The organism is Thiorhodovibrio winogradskyi, assembly GCF_036208045.1.
Taxonomy (GTDB): domain Bacteria; phylum Pseudomonadota; class Gammaproteobacteria; order Chromatiales; family Chromatiaceae; genus Thiorhodovibrio; species Thiorhodovibrio winogradskyi.
Window position 1 is genome coordinate 3,382,413 of sequence record NZ_CP121472.1, and the last position, 20,864, is coordinate 3,403,276.

At 62.6% G+C, this 20,864-nt stretch carries 16 protein-coding genes and 1 pseudogene; 10 read left to right on the top strand and 7 right to left on the bottom strand.

Annotated elements, in window-relative coordinates:
- Window positions 1–16 precede the first annotated feature (16 nt).
- On the top strand, window positions 17–1,225 hold the full coding sequence (locus Thiowin_RS15235) for a hypothetical protein (RefSeq protein WP_328983849.1): 1,209 nt from the start codon (window positions 17–19) through the stop codon (window positions 1,223–1,225).
- Window positions 1,226–1,797: 572 nt separating this feature from the next.
- On the opposite strand, the pseudogene Thiowin_RS15240 reads toward Thiowin_RS15235, so the two are convergent.
- The 4 genes and pseudogenes from Thiowin_RS15240 to Thiowin_RS15255 form a co-directional block, all read right to left on the bottom strand.
- Window positions 1,798–2,194: pseudogene (locus tag Thiowin_RS15240) on the bottom strand (AAA family ATPase); the annotation flags it as partial.
- A gap of 169 nt (window positions 2,195–2,363) precedes the next feature.
- Window positions 2,364–3,002, bottom strand: coding sequence for a hypothetical protein (locus Thiowin_RS15245; protein WP_328983850.1), 639 nt, complete (start codon window positions 3,000–3,002; stop codon window positions 2,364–2,366).
- Window positions 3,003–3,181: 179 nt separating this feature from the next.
- Window positions 3,182–3,835 (bottom strand): response regulator transcription factor, encoded by a 654-nt coding sequence (locus Thiowin_RS15250; RefSeq protein ID WP_328983851.1) that lies wholly within the window; start codon window positions 3,833–3,835, stop codon window positions 3,182–3,184.
- A gap of 4 nt (window positions 3,836–3,839) precedes the next feature.
- The gene (locus tag Thiowin_RS15255; RefSeq protein WP_328983852.1) at window positions 3,840–6,221 is read right to left on the bottom strand and encodes a sensor histidine kinase; all 2,382 of its coding nucleotides are present in this window, start codon (window positions 6,219–6,221) and stop codon (window positions 3,840–3,842) included.
- 173 nt (window positions 6,222–6,394) lie between these two features.
- Here Thiowin_RS15255 and Thiowin_RS15260 point away from each other — a divergent pair, with 173 nt between their 5' ends.
- The 5 genes from Thiowin_RS15260 (at window position 6,395) to Thiowin_RS15280 (ending at window position 10,443) form a co-directional block, all read left to right on the top strand.
- Window positions 6,395–6,739 carry an SH3 domain-containing protein gene (locus tag Thiowin_RS15260; protein WP_328983853.1) on the top strand — a complete coding sequence of 115 codons (345 nt, stop codon included), beginning with the start codon at window positions 6,395–6,397 and terminating at the stop codon, window positions 6,737–6,739.
- A 60-nt stretch (window positions 6,740–6,799) separates the two neighbouring features.
- Complete coding sequence (locus Thiowin_RS15265) at window positions 6,800–8,830, top strand: alpha/beta fold hydrolase (protein ID WP_328983854.1); 2,031 nt, start codon at window positions 6,800–6,802, stop codon at window positions 8,828–8,830.
- On the top strand, window positions 8,827–9,627 hold the full coding sequence (locus tag Thiowin_RS15270; protein ID WP_328983855.1) for a CPBP family glutamic-type intramembrane protease: 801 nt from the start codon (window positions 8,827–8,829) through the stop codon (window positions 9,625–9,627). The genes Thiowin_RS15265 and Thiowin_RS15270 overlap by 4 nt, the downstream gene beginning before the upstream one ends.
- Window positions 9,628–9,664: 37 nt before the next feature.
- Window positions 9,665–10,081 carry a hypothetical protein gene (locus tag Thiowin_RS15275; protein WP_328983856.1) on the top strand — a complete coding sequence of 139 codons (417 nt, stop codon included), beginning with the start codon at window positions 9,665–9,667 and terminating at the stop codon, window positions 10,079–10,081.
- A gap of 86 nt (window positions 10,082–10,167) precedes the next feature.
- The gene (locus tag Thiowin_RS15280; protein ID WP_328983857.1) at window positions 10,168–10,443 is read left to right on the top strand and encodes a hypothetical protein; all 276 of its coding nucleotides are present in this window, start codon (window positions 10,168–10,170) and stop codon (window positions 10,441–10,443) included.
- Window positions 10,444–10,724: 281 nt separating this feature from the next.
- Here Thiowin_RS15280 and Thiowin_RS15285 read toward each other — a convergent pair whose 3' ends face one another.
- Window positions 10,725–12,275 (bottom strand): ATP-binding protein, encoded by a 1,551-nt coding sequence (locus tag Thiowin_RS15285; RefSeq protein ID WP_328988092.1) that lies wholly within the window; start codon window positions 12,273–12,275, stop codon window positions 10,725–10,727.
- Between the two features lie 275 nt (window positions 12,276–12,550).
- On the opposite strand from Thiowin_RS15285, the gene aspS reads away from it, so the two are divergent.
- The 4 genes from aspS to gshA all read left to right on the top strand — a co-directional run bounded on the left by aspS (window position 12,551) and on the right by gshA (window position 18,974).
- The gene (gene aspS / locus Thiowin_RS15290) at window positions 12,551–14,329 is read left to right on the top strand and encodes an aspartate--tRNA ligase (RefSeq protein ID WP_328983858.1); all 1,779 of its coding nucleotides are present in this window, start codon (window positions 12,551–12,553) and stop codon (window positions 14,327–14,329) included.
- A gap of 35 nt (window positions 14,330–14,364) precedes the next feature.
- Window positions 14,365–14,895 carry a dihydroneopterin triphosphate diphosphatase gene (nudB, locus tag Thiowin_RS15295; RefSeq protein WP_328983859.1) on the top strand — a complete coding sequence of 177 codons (531 nt, stop codon included), beginning with the start codon at window positions 14,365–14,367 and terminating at the stop codon, window positions 14,893–14,895.
- Between the two features lie 273 nt (window positions 14,896–15,168).
- Entirely contained in the window at window positions 15,169–17,367 is a 2,199-nt protein-coding gene (locus tag Thiowin_RS15300) for a carboxy terminal-processing peptidase (protein ID WP_328983860.1), read from the top strand.
- A 23-nt stretch (window positions 17,368–17,390) separates the two neighbouring features.
- Window positions 17,391–18,974 (top strand): glutamate--cysteine ligase, encoded by a 1,584-nt coding sequence (gshA, locus tag Thiowin_RS15305; RefSeq protein WP_328983861.1) that lies wholly within the window; start codon window positions 17,391–17,393, stop codon window positions 18,972–18,974.
- 183 nt (window positions 18,975–19,157) lie between these two features.
- On the opposite strand, the gene ilvC is transcribed toward gshA, so the two are convergent.
- The gene (ilvC, locus tag Thiowin_RS15310) at window positions 19,158–20,174 is read right to left on the bottom strand and encodes a ketol-acid reductoisomerase (RefSeq protein WP_328988093.1); all 1,017 of its coding nucleotides are present in this window, start codon (window positions 20,172–20,174) and stop codon (window positions 19,158–19,160) included.
- Window positions 20,175–20,310: 136 nt separating this feature from the next.
- The gene (gene ilvN, locus Thiowin_RS15315) at window positions 20,311–20,802 is read right to left on the bottom strand and encodes an acetolactate synthase small subunit (protein ID WP_328983862.1); all 492 of its coding nucleotides are present in this window, start codon (window positions 20,800–20,802) and stop codon (window positions 20,311–20,313) included.
- Window positions 20,803–20,864 lie beyond the last annotated feature (62 nt).

Genomic DNA, 20,864 nt, shown 5'->3' on the forward strand with positions numbered 1-20,864 from the left:
AAAGGTAACCGCCTCGATGAGCACGCAAACACGTTTAAGAAGCGCTGCTTTGCAAGTGGCGGTGATCCAATTCTTCTTCGCAACCACATGGGTCGTATATGTCGTCTTCCTCGGCGAACTCTTGGAGCGGATCGGACTAGGCAAGGAATACGTCATCTGGTTCGTCCTGCTGGATCAGGTCATATTCGCCGTAACCGATATCCTTATGGGGTACGCGGCAGATCGGGTAGAGCGCATGGTTGCGCGACTTGGACCCGCGATCATCAGCGTTACGCTGATTTCTTGCGCAACCTTTCTGCTGTTGCCATTCGCGGCAGACTTGCCCGATCGGCTAGGGCTCGTGGTATTCACCACGCTAATAGTGCTATGGGCTTCGACATCATCGGTGCTTCGAGCTCCTCCAATTGTTCTGCTGATGAAGCACGCCGCGCGGCCACAGGCGCCGCGGTTAGCCGCTTTGTCCCTACTAGGTCTAGCCCTCGGAGGTGCGATCTCACCCTATCTTGGAATCTGGCTGAAGAGTTTCTCGCCTTATGTGCCGTTTGCCGTCTCAAGTCTTGCTCTGGCTGCTGCGACCCTTGGATTGATCCGAATACAGCGTATCGTCGCCACACTCCCACCAGAAGTGCGTGACCATGGCACCGCGAAGCCCGCCAGCGCAACGCGAATCATGCTGCTGCTTGTCGGCTCTCTGCTTCTGGCCCTCGGATTCCAACTCCATGTTTTTCTCAATAGTAAGGCGCAGTACCTGGATTTCCTCAGCCCGGCGGATCTGGTTTGGGTGCTCCCAGTATTCTGGATCGGTTTTAAGGTTTTTGCGATACCGGGCTCAACTGCGGTCAGGCGTTTCGGTGCACCAAAGGTGATGGCGAGTGCCGCATTCGTCGGTACCGCAGGCCTATTCGGCTGTCTTAAAGCACCCAACCTTGAGGTATTAATTATTTCGCAACTCTTGACCGGTGGCGCCTGGGGTATTGTATTTACGGCCGGTATCGCAACGGCTCTCGGGCTCGGCTCCAATGGCCGAGAGGGTCTGGTACTTGGCAGTTGGTTTACGATCCTCTCAGTCGGTGCCCTTTTTCGCGTCCTTTTGGTGATTGGTGGCGTGAAGAGCGACCCTACTTTGGCGACAATGCTCCAGTGGTTGCCGCTGCTCCTCTGGATACTGGCTGGCGCGACGCTATTCTTCCTCAGCAAACGCTCTGAGCAGGCGAATCCGACCTGATCGTTGTTCGGGGCCGTCTTAATCGAAATCAGTCAGAGTGACAGTGTTACCGCTCTCATGCTGCAGCTTCGCTCTCCTTGCCGCTTCAAGCCCCGTTTGTTCTCCTGATGAAGCACGCAGCGCGCCTATAGGCGCCTCGGTCAGACCTGTCCCACCCCGGCTCAGCCCTGGGAGCTGTCGTCAGTTATTTAAGTAAGCACCAGTTCGGAACCAGACTTCCACACAGCTCGCCCCACCCCAGAACGTGCTCGTAAGCTTCGCTGCTCACTGGCCGCCTTGCAAAACTTGACCATTCTGCTCGCACAGTTACAAACCCGGCGCAGCAGAATTTGTTGAGATTTTTTGTCAGGCATGGACGAGGCTGCCATCCCCGCATAACTTAGTCATTGATGGAACCAGAAAACGGTCCACTACCACCATCACTCATCTCGCTGCCCGACGTTGCATACGTTTCGCTAGCGGCTGATCGGCACGCAGCACTGAATACACTGAAGAAGATTCGCTAGCTCACCTGGCAAAAGGTCTATCGAGACCAGGGGCTAAAGTGAATATGAAAAAAGTACCAGGCTGGATTTACTGAAACAGGCGATGTTGTTCAGCGGATCCGGGCAGTTGGGATTTAGTGCGGCGAGATTGCGGCCAAGTTGTGATCGGATACGTCGCTCAAGCTGCTCGCGCGAGCGCACCACCCCGCAGCCGAAGCTCAGGCGAATGACCGTGTAGCGCAGCGACCAATTCCAGTCCGGATGAATAGCCAGCCCGCGAAACAGCGGTTCGTTGCCGGCAAACAGCTCGCCAATGGTGTCGAGCAGCAGGGATTTGCCGAAACGGCGCGGACGCGACAGTAAAGTAAAAGCTGCCCTCGTCGATCAGTCGGGCGATAAAGCCGGTTTTATCGACATAGTAATAGTCCTCCTCGCGCATCTTGGCGAAGGTCTGGATGCCGATGGGGAGTTTGCGACGGGACATGAGCGCGGCCGGGTTGAGGCGATGGCTTTCCCGGGATGATCCACCAACAGCCGGGGAAAGTCGACCCGGCTAGGACGGTCTGCAAGCCAATGTCGGAACGACAGGCCACAGCCTCGTGGTTGCCGTCGATCCGCAAGGGTCAGGGCGGACCGCCCTGACCTAGCATCCCTTATTCGCAATCGAGCTTGGTGACATCGACGATCGATGTGTAGCGCCCGCCCTCGGTCCGAACTGTGACGCAGTGCGAACCCCGAATCCAGTTGGTAAAGGCCATGCCGCCGGATTTTTGGCCCTTGACGTACTCGAAGCCGCGATCCTCCAGCTCCAGCTCGCCGCTGCTGGCCTTGACGCCGATCAGATCCTGAAGCTCGGCGGCCGCCGAGCCGTGGCTGCCGTGATGACTGCAGTAGGACGATGACGTGTCGTCCTGGTTCTTGTTGGCCTGGCTGGCGGCCACGCCGATGGCCACCGCAGCGGCGCCGATGGCGATTTTTTGCGCGTCGGTCAGACCTTTCGCCTTGGGGCCGTCGTATTCCGCCATGGTGACGTGGCGACTTTTGATCTCGCAGTTCCAGGGATAGGTGTCGCCATCGACCTTGGCCTTGCCATTGACCTTGAAGTGTTTGTCGCCGTCGAGTTGCACCGCGTGGGGGTTGCGCAGATCGGTCAGGCCGTATTCGCCGCGGATGCGGTTTTCGCAGTCGCGAATCGCATCCTCGGTGCCGTAGGCAAAGGCGCCGTTGGGCGCCGCGAGCGCCAGGGTGAGCAGGAACGCGGGGGTGGCAGGGAGCGGGCGAGTGGCTTGCATAAGGAGATTCTCTGGGGTTGCAGGGCGGATGTCGCTGGGTCGGCGCCGGCCAGGTTCATACCCGAGCGCGCGGAACCTTTCTGGGCGCGCAGCTTAGGCTGATCGCCCCAGCCTGCAAATCCGGAGTCTCCTGTCAGGAAATTCCTGACGCGCGCGCTGGTCGCGCCGTTTTGGCAGCCTCAATCCACCGCAATGAGGCCGGCGCGGATCGCGAACTTGACCAGATCGGCGAGGTTGTCCAAGCCAAGCTTGAGCATGACGCGACTGCGGTAGGTTTCGACGGTTTTGGCGCTGATGCCGAGATCATTGGCGATCTCCTTGGTGCGTCGGCCGCGCGCCATCAGATTCAGCACCTCGCGCTCGCGGGCGGTGAGCAACGCCAGCGCGGAATCCGCCCGGGCCTCGCGCCGGGGCGCCCCGCCTGACGGCCCGGCCAAGGCCAACGCCGGGCTGACGAAGGTCTCGCCGCGCAACACCGCCGTGATCGCGGCGACCAGATCGGCGCCGGCCTCGTTTTTCAGCACATAGGCGGCGGCGCCGGCGGCGAACATGCGCTCGCGACTCTGGCTGTCGTCGTACATCGACAGCGCCACGATCCGGGTGTGGGGCGAGCGCGCACGGATCACCGCGGCGGCGGCGATACCGCCGATGCCCGGCATGGCCAGATCCAGGACGGCGAGATCGGGCTTGAGCGCCTCGGCCAGCCGGATCGCTTCCTCGCCGTCGCCGGCCTGGGCGACCACCTCCCAGTCCGGCTGGTCATGGCGGAGCAGCGCGGCCAGTCCCTCGCGGAACAGCCGATGGTCGTCGCACAGCAGCAGGGTCGGTGGCATGGAATCAGACCTGTCGGTGAAGCGGAAGGCGGATGCACAGGCGCGTCCCGGGCGCCCCGGCGTCCAGGCCGGATTCGATGCGCAGTTCGCCGTGAATCAGGGCCAGACGCTCGCGCACGCTGTGCAGACCAAAGCCGCCATCGGGTCGCGGCGGCGCGGCAGCGACAGCGAGGCCGATGCCGTCATCGGTAACCCGCAGTTCGAGCCAGCCGTCACGCGCGGAGAGTTCAATCGCCGCCCGGCTGGCTTGCGCGTGCTTGATCAGGTTATAAACCAACTCGCGGGCGCACTGGAACAGGATCACCGAGGCTTCCGGCCCGAGCGGTGGCACGTCCGGCGCCGCCGTGCAGGCGATGCGCAGACCCCAACGTTGCTGGGTGCTCTCGGCCAGCCAGTCCAAGGCGGCGGCCAGCCCCTGACGGGCAAGAACCGGCGGGCTCAGATCAAACTGCAAGGTGCGCAGCTCCGCAATCGCCTCGCGCAGCAGCGTCTGCCCGGCGCCGAGCAATTGCGCGCTCTCGGCGTCCGCCAGGTCGCGCGCAGCGGATTCGACCTGCATCTGCGCCAGGGCGAGTTTCTGCATCGGGCTGTCGTGCAGCTCCCCGGCCAGACGCGCCCGCGCGGTCTCCTCCGACAGCGACAAATCCAGCGCCAGCCGGCGCAGCCGGGCGTTGGCGCCGTCAAGCTCCTGGGTGCGCTCGGCGAGCGACTGCTCCAGCCCCCGGGACAGGGCATCGAGGGCCGTCTCGGCGCGGCGGCGCCGCCCCACCTCGCGCGACAGGCTAACTGCCCACCAGCCGATCAGCGCCATCAGCAGGGCAGCGCCCAGCACCACCCGCCAGAGCAGCCCCCAGTCCGCCTCGACCTGATAGCGGATGGAGACCCAATCGTGGTAGATGGCATCCCGCTTCTCACGCGGGATGGCATCCAGACCCTTTTGCAGGATCGAAGCCAGCATCGGCTGATCCCGATGCACGGCCATCCCTAGGCGATAGACAAAGGGCGTCTCCCCGAGCACCTTGATGTGGGTCAGGCCGGAGGCGCCAATGGCATAGCTGGTGGTCGCGAGATTGCCGACGAAGGCGAAGGCCTCGCCTCGGTTCAATGCCCGCAGGGCGGCGGCGGTATCCGGCGCGGGCCGCAACGGGATCTCCGGGTGCTGCTCGCGCAGCCACTCATGCACCGCCTCCCCCTCGATCACGGCGACGACCTGGCCGCGCAAGGCCTCGATCCCACCCAGATAGGCCACATCGGCGGCCGAGAAAATCGCAGCCGGAAAGGAGACATAGGGCGCGCTGATGGCGAAGCGTTGCCGGCGTGACGGGGTCGCCGCCACCGCCGGCAGCAGGTCCAGCTTGCCGGCGTCAAATTGCGCCACGGCCGCCGCCCAGTTCGGGGCCGCGACGAAGTCGAGGCGCAGGCCGAACCGCTCCGCGATCAACCGGAGATGGGCGACCGAGACCCCCTGGGGCCGGCGCTGCTCGTCGAAGAACTCCACGGGCGCCCAGGTCGGGTCCAGGCCCACGCGGAGCACCGGATGCGCGGCGATCCAGGCCCGCTCCTCGGCGTTCAGGTCGGTCTCCGGCACATCACCGCGAATGAGATGATCGCGCCCGTACCAACGTCGGTGCAGGGCCGACGACTCCTCCTCGGTGATGGCCGCCAGTCCCTTGTTCAGAATGCCAACCAGCTCGGGCCAGTCCTTGCGAACCGAGATCCCCAAGCGCGCCTGGCCCTCCGGGAGCATCCGCTTCGGCCCGAAGCCCAGCACCCCGTTGCTGGCCCGCCAGTACTCCAGATCATAGGCGCCGACCGCCGCGTCCACCGCCCCGGTTAGCAGGGCCTCGGCCAGAGCCGCCTGGCTCGGCAGGGGCACGGCGACGATGGAGGGCTCCTCGGCCAGCAGCCGGCGCACACGCAGGACATCCTGCAGATAGCCGATCCGCCGCCCGCCCAAGCCCGCGATCCCCGGCTTTGAAGGCAGGGGATCACCGTCGCGCTGGTAGAGAAAGAGGTAAGCGGTGTGGAAGTCGTCGGTGAACAGGAAGCGATCGCGCCGCTCCTCCAGCGGCGCGGCCAGCATCAGACCATCGAGCCGGCGGCTCTCCGCCGCCGCGACCATCGCATGCCAAGGAACGGCCTCCAGCCCGATCTCGATGCCGAGCTTGTCTCCGAGCAGCCGCAGATGGTCCACCGCAAATCCGGCGATGCGTCCCTCCCCGATCTGGATTACATCCGGCGGCCACTCCGCCCCCACGCCCAGGGTGATGCGCGGATGCTCGGCCAGCCAGGCGCGCTCGGCTGGGGTTAAAAGATCCGGCCTGCCACCGGCGCCAGCCGGAGACAGCAGGAGGATCAGCCCGAGGGCAAACAATTGGCGCGCCATGTCCATCTTCGTCGTCGGGCTATGAAGGGCTCATTGAAGTCGAATCCGGCAGACAAAGAATGGAAATAGGTGTACCCGCCTGTCAGGCATTTCCTGACGGAATGCCCCTCATGTTGCCGCGCGCGGGCGCGCTTTACAATTCCATCAGCAAACACCCGACTTGGAGTAGGCACATGACATCGCTAGGCCGCGCTTTTTCGCTTCTGCTTGTTCTCTCCCATCCCGTCCTGAGCGCCGAGGCGGGCGAGGATTTTACCGATTTTGCCGATGGCTATGCCGGCGGACCGGACTACTGGCAGGTCACGGGATTGCGTCGCGGCGATACGCTGAACCTGCGTCAGGGTCCATCGGTCGAGGAGCGCGTCATCGACGAGCTGGCCGAAGGCGAGGTCGTGCGCAATCTTGGCTGCCGGCCGGTCTCCGGTCAGCGCTGGTGCCGCGTCGCGCGGCCTGACGACGACCGCGACCAAGGCTGGGTCGCCGGTCGCTATCTGCGCGAGTCGTCCGATCAGCCCTGAATCTCTGCTCTCCCATCGACTTCGAGGATCGGCGCATCCCCTATCCACCCAGGAGTCCCTATGACCCCCGACCAGATCCTCGCCTTCGTCCTCGCCCTGACCTCATCGCCGCCTGCTGAGTCGGCCTTTCCGGTAATCGCGGCGGGCGGGGCGGACAGCCGCTATCCGGTGACGTCCGCGCCCTGTCCGCGCCCACTGGCCCCGTTCGAGATCGAGGGCCAGACCGTGGCCTGCGGCAGCGTCTCGGTCTTCGAGGACCACGCCAAGCCGGACGGGCGGCGCATCCCGCTGACCTTCATGATCTTCAAGTCGCGCTCGCTCGCCCCGGCGCCGGACGCGGTGGTGCATCTACACGGCGGGCCGGGCGTGGGCATCGTCGAGCGCGTCGCGCTCACCTCCACCCTGTTCGAGGGCTTAAGGGCGCGGCGCGATCTGGTGGCCTTCGACCAGCGCGGGGTGGACACCTCCGCCGGGGGCGAGACCCGCTGCCTCGCCACCCTGGCCGACCACGCCGGGGATCTGGTCCAAGGGCTGGCCGATGCGGCGAAGCCCGGGGGCGAGGGTGCGCGCCTGCCATTGGATGTCACCCGCGCCTGTCTCGACGAGCTGGCGGCGTCCGGCGCCGACCTGTCCAAGATCAACACCGAGCAGAACGCCCGGGACGTGCAGGCGGTGATGCGCGCCCTGGGCTATCCCGTCTTCAACGTCTATGGCATCTCCTACGGCACCAAGCTCGGCCTGGAGGTGATGCGCACCGCCCCCGATGGGGTGCGCGCCGTGGTGCTGGACTCGGTGGCCCCGCCGCACATACCGACTTATGACACCCTGGCCCTGCCTCACGCTGAATCCATCGAGGCGATCTTCACCCTGTGCAACGCCGATGCCGCTTGCGCTGCCGCCTACCCGAACCTCAAAGAACGCTTCTGGGCGCTGTTCAGCCGCTTGAGCGAGACGCCGATCGCGACCAGCGCGGGCAAGATCGACGGCAACGTCCTGTTCATGTTGCTTGCCAACCGCAACGCCCACAAGCTCAAGCTCCAGGGCCTGACCGGCTACATCCCCCGCCTGGTCGCCGAGCTGGAGCAGGGGGTGACCACCACCTTCGATGCCATCACGCAGGACAAGCTGCCCCCGCGACAGACCCCAGAAACCGTCCTTACCGGGCTCTCCGGGCTTGATGCGAACTCCCTTGCCCTGGCGCAGACGGCCTTGCGTCTCGCCCAGCAGGGCCAGATCCAGGAAGAGGCGTTGAAGACAGTGCTGGAGCGCTTGGAAGCGGATCGCGCCGCCGTGGCCGCGGGGGCCGGTCTGGTGGACGCCTTCGAGGCCGCGCTGCTGGCCGGGGCGAAGGCGCTGCCGAGCCCCCAGGCGCGTCTTGCCTTCGCCTCGGACTATCTGCGCCTGCGCACCCAGACACCCACGCGCGAGGCCCTGTCCGGGCTCATCGTCCGCCACTTCGCGGGCGAGACCCAGCGCCAGCTCGACGCGCTCGCCGGCCTGATGACGCCCCAGAACCTCGCCGACACCTTCGCCCGCATCTCGGCGGACAACCGCCAGCTCGACTATCTGCTGGTGGAGGGCTTCCAGACCCAGATGTTCGTCTGCCAGGAAGACATGGACATCAATTCACCCGCCGGCGCCGCGGCCGTTAGCGCCCGGCTCCAGGCCGAGTATCTGTGGCCGCCGGAGGCGACGAAAATTCTGGAGGACTTTGTCAACGGCTTCTACGCGAGCTGCGAGCTCTTCCCCAAGCACTTAAGGCCCGGCTTCCATGAGCCGGTGACGGCGGACATCCCGACCCTGGTCTTCGCCGGTCTGCTCGACACCCAGACCGCCGCGAGCTGGGGCCCCGAGACCGCCCGCCACCTGCCGCGCGGCCAGGCCATCGTCCTCCCCGAGACCGGACACGGCGCCCTGGCCTTCTCGCAATGCGCCCGGGATCTCGGCGTGGCCTTCATCGAGAATCCGACGGTGGCGCTCGATACGTCCTGCGTGGCGGGGCTCACGCCAAGCTTCGCGCTGCCGGAGGCCAAGCCGGACGCCAAGCCCGCAGCGCAGCCCGCGTCCGCCGCGAGCGAGGTGGCCCAATGATCGGGGCCGCAATCGGGACCGCCGACGGCAGGCTGGCCGAGGCCGAGCGCATCCGGCGGCTGGAGGACCCGGGCCGCGACTTCCCCTTCTACCGTGGCTGGCCCATCGCGCTCTCCGGTCCGCAATGGCTCCTGGTGCTGACCGGGGTACTGGTCGCGCTCCTCGCCGTGGCCTTCCCGCCCGCTGTCTTGAACAGCGGACTGGCGCGGATGGTCCCGGCGCTACTGCTCGCCGCCGTGCCGCTGGCGGCCCTGGCCCTGGTCGCCCGCAGCCATTGGCGCGTGCTGTTCGGGCCGGTCGGCTGGCACGAGATCAAGTGGATGATCCTGTTCGGCCTGCTCAACCTGGTGGTGAGCATGAGCGTCGGTGCGCTGCTCAACCCCTTCGTCGACTTCCAGTCCAACGCGGCGGTGGCGGGCATCGCCGACCAGGCCGCGGCCGAGCAGTGGTTCCTGTTCATCCGCACCGCCCCGCAGCTCTTGGGAGAGGAGGTCATCACCATCCTGCCCTTCCTCGCCCTGCTGACGCTCTTCACCCAGCGCCTCGGCAGCGGACGCAAGGCCGCCATCCTCTGGGCTTGGCTGCTCTCGGCGCTGCTTTTTGGCCTGATCCATCTACCGACCTACGACTGGAACCTGATCCAGTGCGTCGTCATCATCGGCATCGCCCGCCTGGTGTTGACGCTGCCCTGGATCATGACCAAGAACCTCTGGGTCAGCACCGGGGCCCACATCCTGAACGATTGGTCGCTCTTTTCCCTGCAACTGCTCGGGGCCGGGCTCATCGCCGCGTCTTGAGCAACATCTTCAAACCAACCCTAAGAGGTCAAGTGCCATGAAAACGCCATCGCTCGTCATCGCCAGCATCATCCTGTTAACCGCCACCTCCGCCCAGGCCATCGACGCCGAATACCGGCGTCTGCTGGAGCGCTCCGGCTGCACCCAGGTCACCGAGGCCGAGGGCTGCGACATCCACAAGACCAAGGCGGAGAACGCCAAGGCCGGTTTCGGCTCGGCCGCCAATTCCAGCGGCTCCAGTGAGACCCAGGTCGCCGAGCGGGCGTGCTTGACGAAGGTCGCCACGACCGTCGGCAAGCCCGTCGACACGCTGACGGTGACCGAGGTGCTGACCAGCGAGGCCGGCATCGGCGTCACCATCAAGGTGCCCGGTGCCACCGCCCCTTGGTCCTGCCTGAGCGACGCCGAGGGGCATGTGCAGGGCGCTATGTTTACTGGCAGAGACGGCGACTGAACTCCGCCGCTCCGATTCAGCGGGGCTTGAGGGATTCACTCGACCGGGACCAGCCCCCTTACACAAAAATTATAGCTTGGGTATTCATGAAAAACTCCGCGCTGGGAGCCATCTTCGCATTGGCAATGCTGGTATTCTTGCTCCACTTCCTCTCTGGCGCACCTGACAATGCAAGCTTTCTTGAGTCAATGAATCCAGTAGAAGCAGTCAAGAACTTGGCTTTCGCATTTGGGTTTGGCGCGGGATTTCCGACACCGCTTGCTGTCATCACTGCAGTGGGCGTCTTGATCTTGATTCCTGTTGCAACGTTTTTGGTGGTACGCAGCATTGCGTGCCGTTTTGATCGTCGGACAGGTGCCTAATGCATGATGTCGCTTGCCGAGTCGCCGCCTAATAATTTTCAAAGAGTGTCTGATTTTCAGTTTTCAACGGGCGAAAAGTCGATATCCATTCAAATCCAGATACACTCTCTGATAAAGTCGCAAAAGGTTCTTTAATCCGGAGCACCGCCATTTCAATACCTTCAATTTTGTTGGCCGAAAAATTCGGGTTTTCGGTCAGGCACCATTTAAGACAGCGTCATTCGGAAATGCGGCATCTGGTGGTCACGGTCGGTTCTTGCACGGAGCTGACCGGCCTGGCCTCAGTCGAGCCGCTCAAGCTCGAACCCCGCCACCTGGCGCTGCTGCTCGCTAAAGGCAATGCCGATCAGGGTGATGGGTTTGCCGAGTGCGCGGTATTTGTCGGCATAGCCCTTGTCCTTGAGTTGCCGCAAGGCGCTGCCGGGGGGCGAGCGCTCGGCGACTTTGAAATCGAACAGCCAAATCTGATGCGCGAGCTTGAGCGTCAGGTCGATGCGCCCCTGGTGGGTGATGTCCTCGGCGATCACATCCAGGCCGAGCGCGGCGAGATGGCTGTAGAAGACGCTGGCCCAGTAGCCTTCGTAATGGGCAATGGGTGCGTTGTCATGCCAATGGTGTGGGATGGCGGCGAACAGGCTGTGCAGGTGCGCGCGCAAGGGTTCGGGGTCGCCGGCCTGGAGAATATCCTGGAGCTGTCCGGCCAGGCGGCTGGCCTGACTGGCGTTGCCGAGTAGCGCCTTGGCCAGCACGTCATTGAGCGCGCTTTGCACTTCCAGGTTGGGGTAGGTCAAACGATAGCGCGCGCGGGCGCCGATGCGCTGCGTCTCGGCAAAGGTGAGATAGCCGGTCTGCCACAACAGTGCTTCGGTGGCGATATGATCAACGTCGAAGCTGGAGAGCAGCGCATCATCGGCAAAGGTCTGGGACAGATCAGGGGTGAAGATGCCGCGCTGCATCAGCAGCTCGATCAGCCCACTGGGAGAGCCGGTCTCGAACCAGTAGGAACGCAGCTCGCGCTCCTGAAACAGCAACAGCAGGTCGAAAGGGTTGTAGACGGCATCACCCAGCCAGTTGTAGCCGTTGTACCACAGCCGGATTTCCTCGCGGTCGAGATCCTGCCACTCGGGGGCGAAGACGGTCTCTACATCCTTCTCGGTATAGCCGCACAGCGCTGAGTAGGACGGCGAGACGGTGATATCGCGCAGGTTATTCAGCCCCGAGAACAGGCTCACCCGGCTGAATTTGCTGACCCCGGTGATGAAGACAAAGCGCACATCGGCCTCGCGGTCCTTGATGACCGAGTAGAGATTGCGAAGCCCGTCGCGCAGCTCACGTGCCAGTTCGGGGCGGCTGAGATTATCCAGGATGGGTTTGTCGTATTCATCAACCAGCACCACGGCGCGCTGGCCGCTGATGTGGTGCGCCTGCTCAATCAGCCACTCGAAACAGCCGATGTTGTCCAGCGGATCAGGACACTTGAGATGCAGTGCGGAGAGGTTGCGGCCAAGTTGTGATCGGATGCGTCGCTCAAGCTGCTCGCGAGAGCGCACCACCCCACCGCCGAAGCTCAAGCGAATGACCGGATGGCGCAGCGACCAGTCCCAGTCAGGATGAATGATGAGCCCACGAAACAGCGGCTCGTTGCCAGCGAACAACTCGCCAATGGTGTCAAGCAGCAGGGATTTGCCGAAGCGGCGCGGACGCGACAGAAAGTAAAAGCTGCCCTCGTCGATCAGCCGGGCGATAAAGCCGGTTTTATCGACGTAGTAATAGTCCACCTCGCGCATCTTGGCGAAGGTCTGAATGCCGATGGGGAGTTTGCGACGGGACATGGGCGCGGCTGTGCGAATACTCTGAATGAGAAGCGGATGATCCAACAACAGCATGGGAAAGTCGACCACCGCGCTGACCGGCAAGGCGCGTAATCGTCCCGCTAATTGGCCCCGTGCTCCTTGTCGGATAGGCTGGTAGCGGCTAAGCTATCCGGTTTTGCTGAATGCCTCGTCAATGGTGCCTAAAGCGACCTGGTTCGCGAGTTTCGGCGCGCATCTTGGCGGGTGGTGATCTCTTCAGCGACCGGGAACTGGGATTTGAGGATTCAAACGCCATGCGCAGCCATTATTGCGGCACCATCGACACTGGATTTATCGATCAGACCATCTCATTGTGCGGCTGGGTGCATCGCCGGCGCGATCATGGCGGGGTGATTTTCGTCGATCTGCGCGATCGCAGCGGCTTGGTCCAGGTGGTCTTTGACCCGGATCGCGCCGAAATTTTTTCCCAGGCCGAGCGCGCGCGCAGTGAGTATGTACTACGGGTCGAGGGCCGAGTGCGCCATCGCCCCGAGGGCACCATCAACCCCGACATGCAGACCGGGGAAATTGAAGTCCTGGCCACGGGGCTTGAGGTGCTGAATGCATCGGAAACCCCACCGATTCAACTCGATGAGTATCACGCGGACGTCAACGAGGAGTTGCGGCTGCGTTATCGTTACCTTGATCTGCGCCGCCCGGAGATGCAGCAGCGACTGCGCACCCGCGCCCTGGTCACCAGCACCCTGCGGCGGTTTCTGGACGCGCAAGGCTTTTTGGATATCGAGACGCCCATCCTGACCAAGTCCACGCCCGAGGGCGCGCGCGACTACCTGGTGCCAAGCCGGGTGCATCCGGGTGAGTTCTATGCCCTGCCGCAGTCGCCGCAGCTGTTCAAGCAGCTCTTAATGATGTCGGGCATGGATCGCTACTATCAGATCGCGCGCTGTTTTCGCGATGAGGATCTGCGCGCCGACCGCCAGCCGGAGTTCACCCAGCTCGATATCGAGGCGTCCTTCATCGACGAGGCCGAGCTGACCGACCTGATGGAGCGCATGATCCGCGAGCTGTTCCGCGAGGTGCTGGCGGTTGACCTGCCCGATCCCTTTCCGCGCCTGACCTATGACGAGGCCATGCAGCGTTACGGCTCCGACCGGCCGGATCTGCGCGTGGCCTTGGAGCTGGCCGATGTCAAGGACTTGATGCGGGAGGTGGACTTCAAGGTGTTCGCCGGACCGGCCAACGACCCCAAGGGTCGGGTCGCGGCGCTGCGGCTGCCGGGCGGTGGCAAACTCTCGCGCAAGGAGATTGACGACTACACCAAGTATGTCGGCATCTTCGGCGCCCGCGGTTTGGCCTACATCAAGGTGAACGACTGGGCCACCAAGGGCCGCGAGGGCCTGCAATCGCCGATTCTCAAAAACCTGCCAGACAGCGCGATCGAGGGCGTGATGGAGCGCACCGGCGCGGTCAATGGCGATCTCATCTTCTTTGGCGCCGACAAGGCGCGAGTGGTGAATGAAGCCCTGGGCGCGCTGCGGGTCAAGCTCGGGCATGAACGCGGCTTGGCCGAGGATGCCTGGCGTCCGGTTTGGGTGGTGGATTTCCCGATGTTCGAGCGGGATGAAAAAAGCGACCGCTGGCAGGCGCTGCATCATCCCTTCACGGCGCCAGGCGAGGATCAGCTCGAGCTGCTCGCCAGCGATCCGGGTGCCTGTAAATCCCGCGCTTACGATCTGGTGCTGAACGGCACCGAGCTTGGCGGCGGCTCCATCCGTATCCATCGCGAGGAGGTGCAGCGGCGCATTTTCGAGCTATTGCAAATCAGCGCGGAGGATGCCAATGATCGCTTCGGCTTTCTGCTCACGGCACTGAAATACGGCTGCCCGCCCCATGGTGGCATCGCCTTTGGACTCGACCGGCTGGTCATGCTGATGACCGCCAGTCCTTCGATTCGCGATGTGATGGCCTTCCCCAAGACTCAGGCCGCGGCCTGCCCGCTGACCGGAGCGCCTGCCGCGGTTGACCAGGGACAGCTGAAGGAATTGGCACTGCGGCTGCGCTCGGCCAATTGAGGCGGACCGGAGCTGATCCGGAGCCGATTCCAGGCATGACGGCGCGGCAATGCGGCACGACCAACGTAGGTCTCGCGGACATCATCGAACAGAGCAACCCGTCCATGGCAGGCCAGACAAAACCGCAAAGATTCAAGCGCCCCGCCTCGGTGCTGGTGGTTGTCTTCACGCGCGCCGGGGAATTCCTACTCATGCAGCGCACCCGACCGGCGCATTTCTGGCAGTCGGTCACCGGCAGTCTGCGCCCGGGAGAAAACCCTCGGCTGGCCGCGGTGCGCGAGTTGCGTGAAGAAACCGGCCTTCTCGGCAGTGGACAACTTATTGATTTACACCAGTCACGACTGTTCCCCATTATCCGCGCCTGGCGCGCCCGCTATCGCAAGAACCATTGCTTCAACCGCGAATATTGGTTCGCGCTGCCGCTGCCAGGACGCCGCCTGATCCGGCTCAACACCTTGGAGCACTCCGATTATCAGTGGCTCCACCTCGGCCGTGCCCTGGAGCTTGCCAGCTCCCGGACCAATCGCGATGCCATGCGCTTGCTCGCCGGCGGCACACTCGCTTGAATGACGTGCATCGGACCAGGCGGAACGAACCCAGGCGCGGGCTGATGAGTCCAAGGGCATTGAAGTGTTCACTGGTTGCCGCTAATCTCGGATTAAGAATGGTCGATCAGACTGATGCACCTCGATTTCCAAGCCGTCTAGGTTTGCAGGCCGATGAATAGCCGCGCGCAACCTGCCCGCGGAAGTGCCTACCTGCCAGGACTACCCTGATCAGTCAAGCGGGCTGACTAGCTCCAACTTCCGTTTTCGCATACGCCACGACGAGTCCACCCCATGAAAGAGTTCGCGCTTCGATCACCGGTTCAACGGACGAGTCCTCGGGAGCTCGGTCCGCCACCCAGGCTTTCACCTCGCGGGCTTTCAACACCCAGGCTTTTCTTGGCGCCACTGCTGGCGCTTTTACTCGGTTTTGGAGTCGTCCTTGAACTGGCGGCCCGACCGGTCGATGTCAGTCTCGCGACCCTCTTCCCGACCGAGCGCCAGGCCAAGACGGCCGTGGTCATCAACCAAGTGCTGGAGCGTTTTCATTATCGTGATTTCGAGCTCAGTCCAGCCTTCGCTGTAGCAACACTTGAACACTATTTTGATGGACTCGATCCCAACCGGTCCTTCTTCCTGGATCGCGACATTCAGCGCTTTCTCGGCAGTGCCAGCAGGCTTGATGACGATCTTGCCCAAGGGCGAGTCGATGTCGCCTTCGACATTTTTCGAGTGTATCGCATGCGGGTTGATGATCGGGTCGAATTCGCCTTGGGTGTGCTCGAAGGGGACTTCGATTTCAACAAATCGGAACACTATCAGTTTGATCGAACCAAGGCTCCCTGGCCCCGGAACGAAGCGGAACTCGATGAACTCTGGCGCAAGCGGGTGAAGAATGACTATCTCACGCTCAAGCTGGCCGACAAGGACGATGCCGAGATCCGCAAACAACTGCGCAAGCGCTATGAGGGCATTCGTCGGCGGATTCACCAGTTCGATGCCGATGATGTCTTCCAGACCTTCGTCAACGCCTACACCCAGAGCCTGGAACCCCATACGGCCTACATGTCGCCCAGCACCTCGGAGAATTTCGACATCAGCATGCGGCTGTCGCTCGAGGGGATAGGCGCTGTGCTGCGAGCCGACAACGAGTACACGGTTATTCAGCGCACCATACCAGGCGGACCGGCGCGTCAGTCCGGCATGGTACAAACGGGCGATAAGATCGTCGGCGTTGCCCAAGGCGTTGACGGTGAATTTGACGACGTTGTCGGCTGGCGCTTGCAGGATGTGGTCGACAAGATTCGTGGCCCCAAAGGCTCGGTGGTGCGCCTGCAACTCCTGCCCAAGGCGGAAATCTCCGGCGGCGGGCGCATGCGCGAGGTCTCCCTGGTTCGCAACGAGATCAAGCTTGAAGATCAGGCCGCCAGTTCCTACGTGATTGACGGCCCCGAGAACGCACCGGATTTGCGCATTGGCGTTATCAAAGTACCGGCGTTTTACCGCGACTTCCGCGCGGAATCCGACGGCAACCGCGATTTTCGCAGTACCACGCGCGACGTGCGCAAGCTGCTCGCGGAACTCCAGGATCAACGAGTCAATGGCATTGTCATCGACCTGCGCGGCAATGGCGGCGGCTCCCTGACCGAGGCGACCTCCCTGACTGGCCTGTTCATCAAGGAAGGCCCGGTGGTGCAGGTGAAGGACTCCTTCGGCAAGATCGAGGTCGAGACCGACCCGGATCCTGAGTTGGTCTACTCAGGCCCACTCGCGGTCATTGTCGATCGCAACAGCGCCTCGGCCTCGGAAATCTTCGCCGGCGCCATTCAGGACTACGATCGCGGTCTCGTGGTTGGTGAACCGACCTTCGGCAAGGGGACAGTGCAAACACTGGTCGATCTCAACCGCTATGTGCCGGGCAACGAGCTCGACCTCGGCCGCCTGCGTCTAACCATGGCCGAGTTCTTTCGCATCAGTGGCGGCAGCACACAACTCAAGGGCGTGGAGCCGGACATTTTATTCGACCTCGGCTACGACAGCGATGACCATGGCGAGCGCTCGCTCGATAATGCCCTGCCCTGGAGCAGTATCCGCCCAGCCAGTTACCAGACCTTCAATGGTGTCGATCTTAATGTACTGAGGTCGCGATCGGTTGAACGCACCGCCCGGGATCGCGGCTTCCGCATGCTGACCCGACAGGGTCGCATGCTGACGGAAATTGAAGCGCGCGATCTTGTCTCCCTGCGCGAGGACGAACGCCGCCAGGAATCCAAACGTCGGGACAAGGCGCTCAAAGAAGAGCGCAATGAGTTTCTGCGCAGCCGCGACATGGAGCCCGTCGACGAGGATGCCGATCCGATCGACGAGGAAGCGCTTGAGAAACAGCAGGACGTCATCGATGCCATCCAGGTCGATGAAGCAGCCCGCATTCTGGCCGATTTAATCAAGCACCAGGGCGGCGCGGAACGCCCACGCGCGGCCATGCGCGATTAGACGACGGGAGAACCCAAGACGCAATGTCCCCAGATTCGCTGTTTGACGCGCGACTGTCCGCGCTCGCGCGCCTGCCGGCTGACGCCCTGCGTACCCCCTACCTGATCGGCCTTGAAAAAGAAGCCCTGCGCGTCACCCCAGCGGGCGAGGTCGCGACCAGCGCGCATCCCCGCGCGCTGGGCTCGTCGCTTACTCATCCTTACATCACCACCGACTTCTCCGAGGCACTGATCGAACTGGTCACCCCCGCGGTGGCCAGTCCGACCGAGGCGCTTCGCTTCCTGCATCAGCTGCATCTGTTCGTCTATCGCCACATTGGCGAGGAGCGCCTCTGGGCCACCAGCATGCCTTGCGTGATCGGCGGCAGCACAAGCATTCCGCTCGCCTACTATGGTGAGTCCAACGCCGGGCAGATGAAGACCATCTACAGGCGCGGCCTGGGCAATCGCTACGGGCGGGTGATGCAGGTCATCGCCGGGGTGCATTTCAACTTCTCCCTGCGCGAGGACCTGTGGCCAATACTGCGGGACGCCTTCGGTAACCAAGACAACCCGCGCGAGTTTCGCGACCAGCTTTACATGGGCATGGTGCGCAACCTGCAACGCCTTGGCTGGCTGGTGCCCTATCTCTTTGGTGCATCGCCTGCCGTGTGCAAAAGCTTTGTAAAGGGCGATCCCGGGGAGCTGCAATCCTTCGACCAGCATACCTATTACCACCCGCATGGGACCTCCCTGCGCATGGGCGATATCGGTTATCAAAACCGCCAGGAAGAAGGCACTGGCATGAAGGCCAGTTATGACAGCCTGGATTCCTACATCCGCAGCCTGACCTGGGCGATCGAAACCCCCTGCCCCCAGTACGAAAGCATTGGCGTCAAGGTGGCCGGGCGTTATGAGCAGCTCAACGATCATGTGCTGCAAATTGAGAACGAATACTACAGCACGGTGCGGCCCAAACAGATCACCGAGGGCATGGAACGCCCAACGCTGGCACTGCGCCGACGCGGCATTCGCTATGTCGAACTGCGCTCCACCGATGTCAATGCCTTTCATCCGCTTGGAGTCGACGAGGAGCAACTGCATTTTCTCGCCAGCTTCATGCTCCACAGCCTGCTACGGGACAGCCCGCGCATCAATGCACGCGAACGCCGCGCCATTGACACCAACGAAGTGGTCACGGCCCATCGCGGCCGCGAACCCCGCCTGATGATTGAACGCGAAAACGCGGCCGTGCGCCTACGCGTCTGGGCGGACAAGGTATTGGGGGAAATGCAAGAGGTCGCCGCGCTGCTCGACGGCGGCGAATCAGGCCCGCATGTGGCAAGTGTTCAAGCACAGCAGGAGAAAGTACGCGAGCCGAACAGCACCCCATCGGCGCGCATGCTGGCTGAAATGCGCGCCCAAGGCGAAAGCTTTTCCGCCTTCGCGCGCCGATTGACGGAGACGCACCGTGAAGCCTTTCTCAACCAACCGCTGCCAGTTGCCACGGAACAGGAATTCATCCGGCTCAGCGCCGAGTCTGTCGCTCGCCAGGAGGAGATTGAGGCCCGAAACGAGGGAAGTCTGGATGAGTTTCTCGCGGCCTACTTTCACCAAGGCAAGGAATAGTCAGAGACCTGGCGTCTTGAAAAGCCCGATCTGGGGGTCCCAGGCGTGCGGGAATCCAAGGTTGCGAAAGCTGAGATCAAGCTTTAGTGAATGAACGCAACTGGAGGCGACCAGTAGGTCTGCCTGACCAGAAAACACCCCGCGAGCTGTGGTGCGCGACGGGGGTGTTTTCTGGAAATCGCATCAGTTCTTGGACTTATCGACCAATTGCTTCTCGCGAATCCAGGGCATCATCCCGCGCAGGCGGGCGCCGACATCCTCGACCTGGTGCTCCTCGCTCAGGCGACGCATGGCCTTCATGCGCGGTGCGCCGGCCTGGTTTTCGAGGATGAATTCACGCGCGAAGGAGCCGTCCTGAATCTCACCCAGGATGCGCTTCATCTCGGCCTTGGTCTCGCCGGTCACAATACGCGGACCACGTGTCATGTCGCCATACTCGGCGGTGTTGGAAATGGAATAGCGCATGTTGGCGATGCCGCCCTCGTAGATGAGGTCAACGATCAGCTTGACTTCGTGCAGGCACTCAAAATAGGCCATCTCGGGTGCATAGCCCGCCTCGACCAGGGTCTCGAAACCGTTTTGGATCAGCGCTGTCAGGCCGCCGCACAGCACCACCTGCTCGCCGAAGAGGTCGGTCTCGCATTCCTCGCGGAAGCTGGTCTCGATAATGCCGGCGCGACCGCCACCATTGGCGGAGGCGTAGGCCAGGGCAAGATCGCGCGCACGACCGCTGGCATTCTGCTGCACCGCGATCAGGCTCGGCACGCCACCGCCCTGGGTGTAGGTGGAGCGCACTAGATGGCCGGGGCCCTTGGGGGCGATCATAATCACGTCCAGATCCGCGCGCGGCTCGATCTGGCCAAAGTGGATATTGAAGCCATGGGCAAAGGCCAAAGCGGCGCCTTGCTTGATGTTCGGTTCGATCTGGTCACGATAAAGCTTGGCCTGATGTTCATCCGGAGCCAGCACCATGACCAGATCGGCACCGGCAACGGCCTCGGGGATGTCCTTGACCTCGATCCCGGCATTGCTTGCCTTGGCCGCCGAGGTCGAGCCCGGACGCAAACCAACAGTGACCGAAACCCCGGACTCTTTCAGGTTGTTGGCATGGGCATGTCCCTGGGAGCCGTAACCGATGATGGCGACCTGGGTACGCTGAATCAGCGACAGATCGGCGTCTTTATCGTAGTAAACATTCATTGTCATTTGGATTGAGTTCCTTCATAAAAAAGTTTGAAGTGTGAAGTTTAAAGTGTGAAGCTTGAATTTTGAAAGCGATTGCCGCTCCCCGAACACGCACCCTTTTAAACTTCACACTTCTTACTTCAAACTTCAATCAAAGCGCCAGCGCCTTCTCGCCGCGACCAATGCCGCTCGGGCCCGAGCGCACCACCTCGCTGATGAGACCATCCGGCACCGCCTTGATGAAGGCATCGAGCTTACTGGATGTGCCAGTCAGCTCGACCACGTAGCTTGCCTCGGTCACATCGACAATCTTGGCGCGGAAGATGTCATTCAGACGTTTGAGTTCTTCGCGATCCGGACCCTTGGCGCGCAGCTTGATGAGCATCATCTCGCGCTCGATATGCGGCCCCTCGGACAGATCGGCCAATTTAACCACGTCGATCAGCTTGTTAAGCTGCTTCTTGATTTGCTCGACGATATCCTCGTTGCCGCGGGTGACCAACGTCATGCGTGACAGGGAGGGGTCATCGGTAGGCGCCACGGTCAGGGACTCGATATTGTAGCCGCGGGCGGAAAACAGGCCGGCGATACGCGACAGGGCGCCCGACTCGTTTTCAACCAGCATGGAAAGAATATGTCTCATCGCAGTATCCAGAGAAAGCTTGTGGGGGGCGATTTCATTACCCCCGAGCCGGGCGAATCATT

Coding starts and splice junctions, on each gene's coding strand:
- Thiowin_RS15235 (WP_328983849.1), top strand. CDS start 17: ATGAGCACGCAAACACGTTTAAGAAGCGCTGCTTTGCAAGTGGCGGTG.
- Thiowin_RS15245 (WP_328983850.1), bottom strand. CDS start 3,002: ATGCAAGCCACTCGCCCGCTCCCTGCCACCCCCGCGTTCCTGCTCACC.
- Thiowin_RS15250 (WP_328983851.1), bottom strand. CDS start 3,835: ATGCCACCGACCCTGCTGCTGTGCGACGACCATCGGCTGTTCCGCGAG.
- Thiowin_RS15255 (WP_328983852.1), bottom strand. CDS start 6,221: ATGGCGCGCCAATTGTTTGCCCTCGGGCTGATCCTCCTGCTGTCTCCG.
- Thiowin_RS15260 (WP_328983853.1), top strand. CDS start 6,395: ATGACATCGCTAGGCCGCGCTTTTTCGCTTCTGCTTGTTCTCTCCCAT.
- Thiowin_RS15265 (WP_328983854.1), top strand. CDS start 6,800: ATGACCCCCGACCAGATCCTCGCCTTCGTCCTCGCCCTGACCTCATCG.
- Thiowin_RS15270 (WP_328983855.1), top strand. CDS start 8,827: ATGATCGGGGCCGCAATCGGGACCGCCGACGGCAGGCTGGCCGAGGCC.
- Thiowin_RS15275 (WP_328983856.1), top strand. CDS start 9,665: ATGAAAACGCCATCGCTCGTCATCGCCAGCATCATCCTGTTAACCGCC.
- Thiowin_RS15280 (WP_328983857.1), top strand. CDS start 10,168: ATGAAAAACTCCGCGCTGGGAGCCATCTTCGCATTGGCAATGCTGGTA.
- Thiowin_RS15285 (WP_328988092.1), bottom strand. CDS start 12,275: ATGTCCCGTCGCAAACTCCCCATCGGCATTCAGACCTTCGCCAAGATG.
- aspS (WP_328983858.1), top strand. CDS start 12,551: ATGCGCAGCCATTATTGCGGCACCATCGACACTGGATTTATCGATCAG.
- nudB (WP_328983859.1), top strand. CDS start 14,365: ATGACGGCGCGGCAATGCGGCACGACCAACGTAGGTCTCGCGGACATC.
- Thiowin_RS15300 (WP_328983860.1), top strand. CDS start 15,169: ATGAAAGAGTTCGCGCTTCGATCACCGGTTCAACGGACGAGTCCTCGG.
- gshA (WP_328983861.1), top strand. CDS start 17,391: ATGTCCCCAGATTCGCTGTTTGACGCGCGACTGTCCGCGCTCGCGCGC.
- ilvC (WP_328988093.1), bottom strand. CDS start 20,174: ATGAATGTTTACTACGATAAAGACGCCGATCTGTCGCTGATTCAGCGT.
- ilvN (WP_328983862.1), bottom strand. CDS start 20,802: ATGAGACATATTCTTTCCATGCTGGTTGAAAACGAGTCGGGCGCCCTG.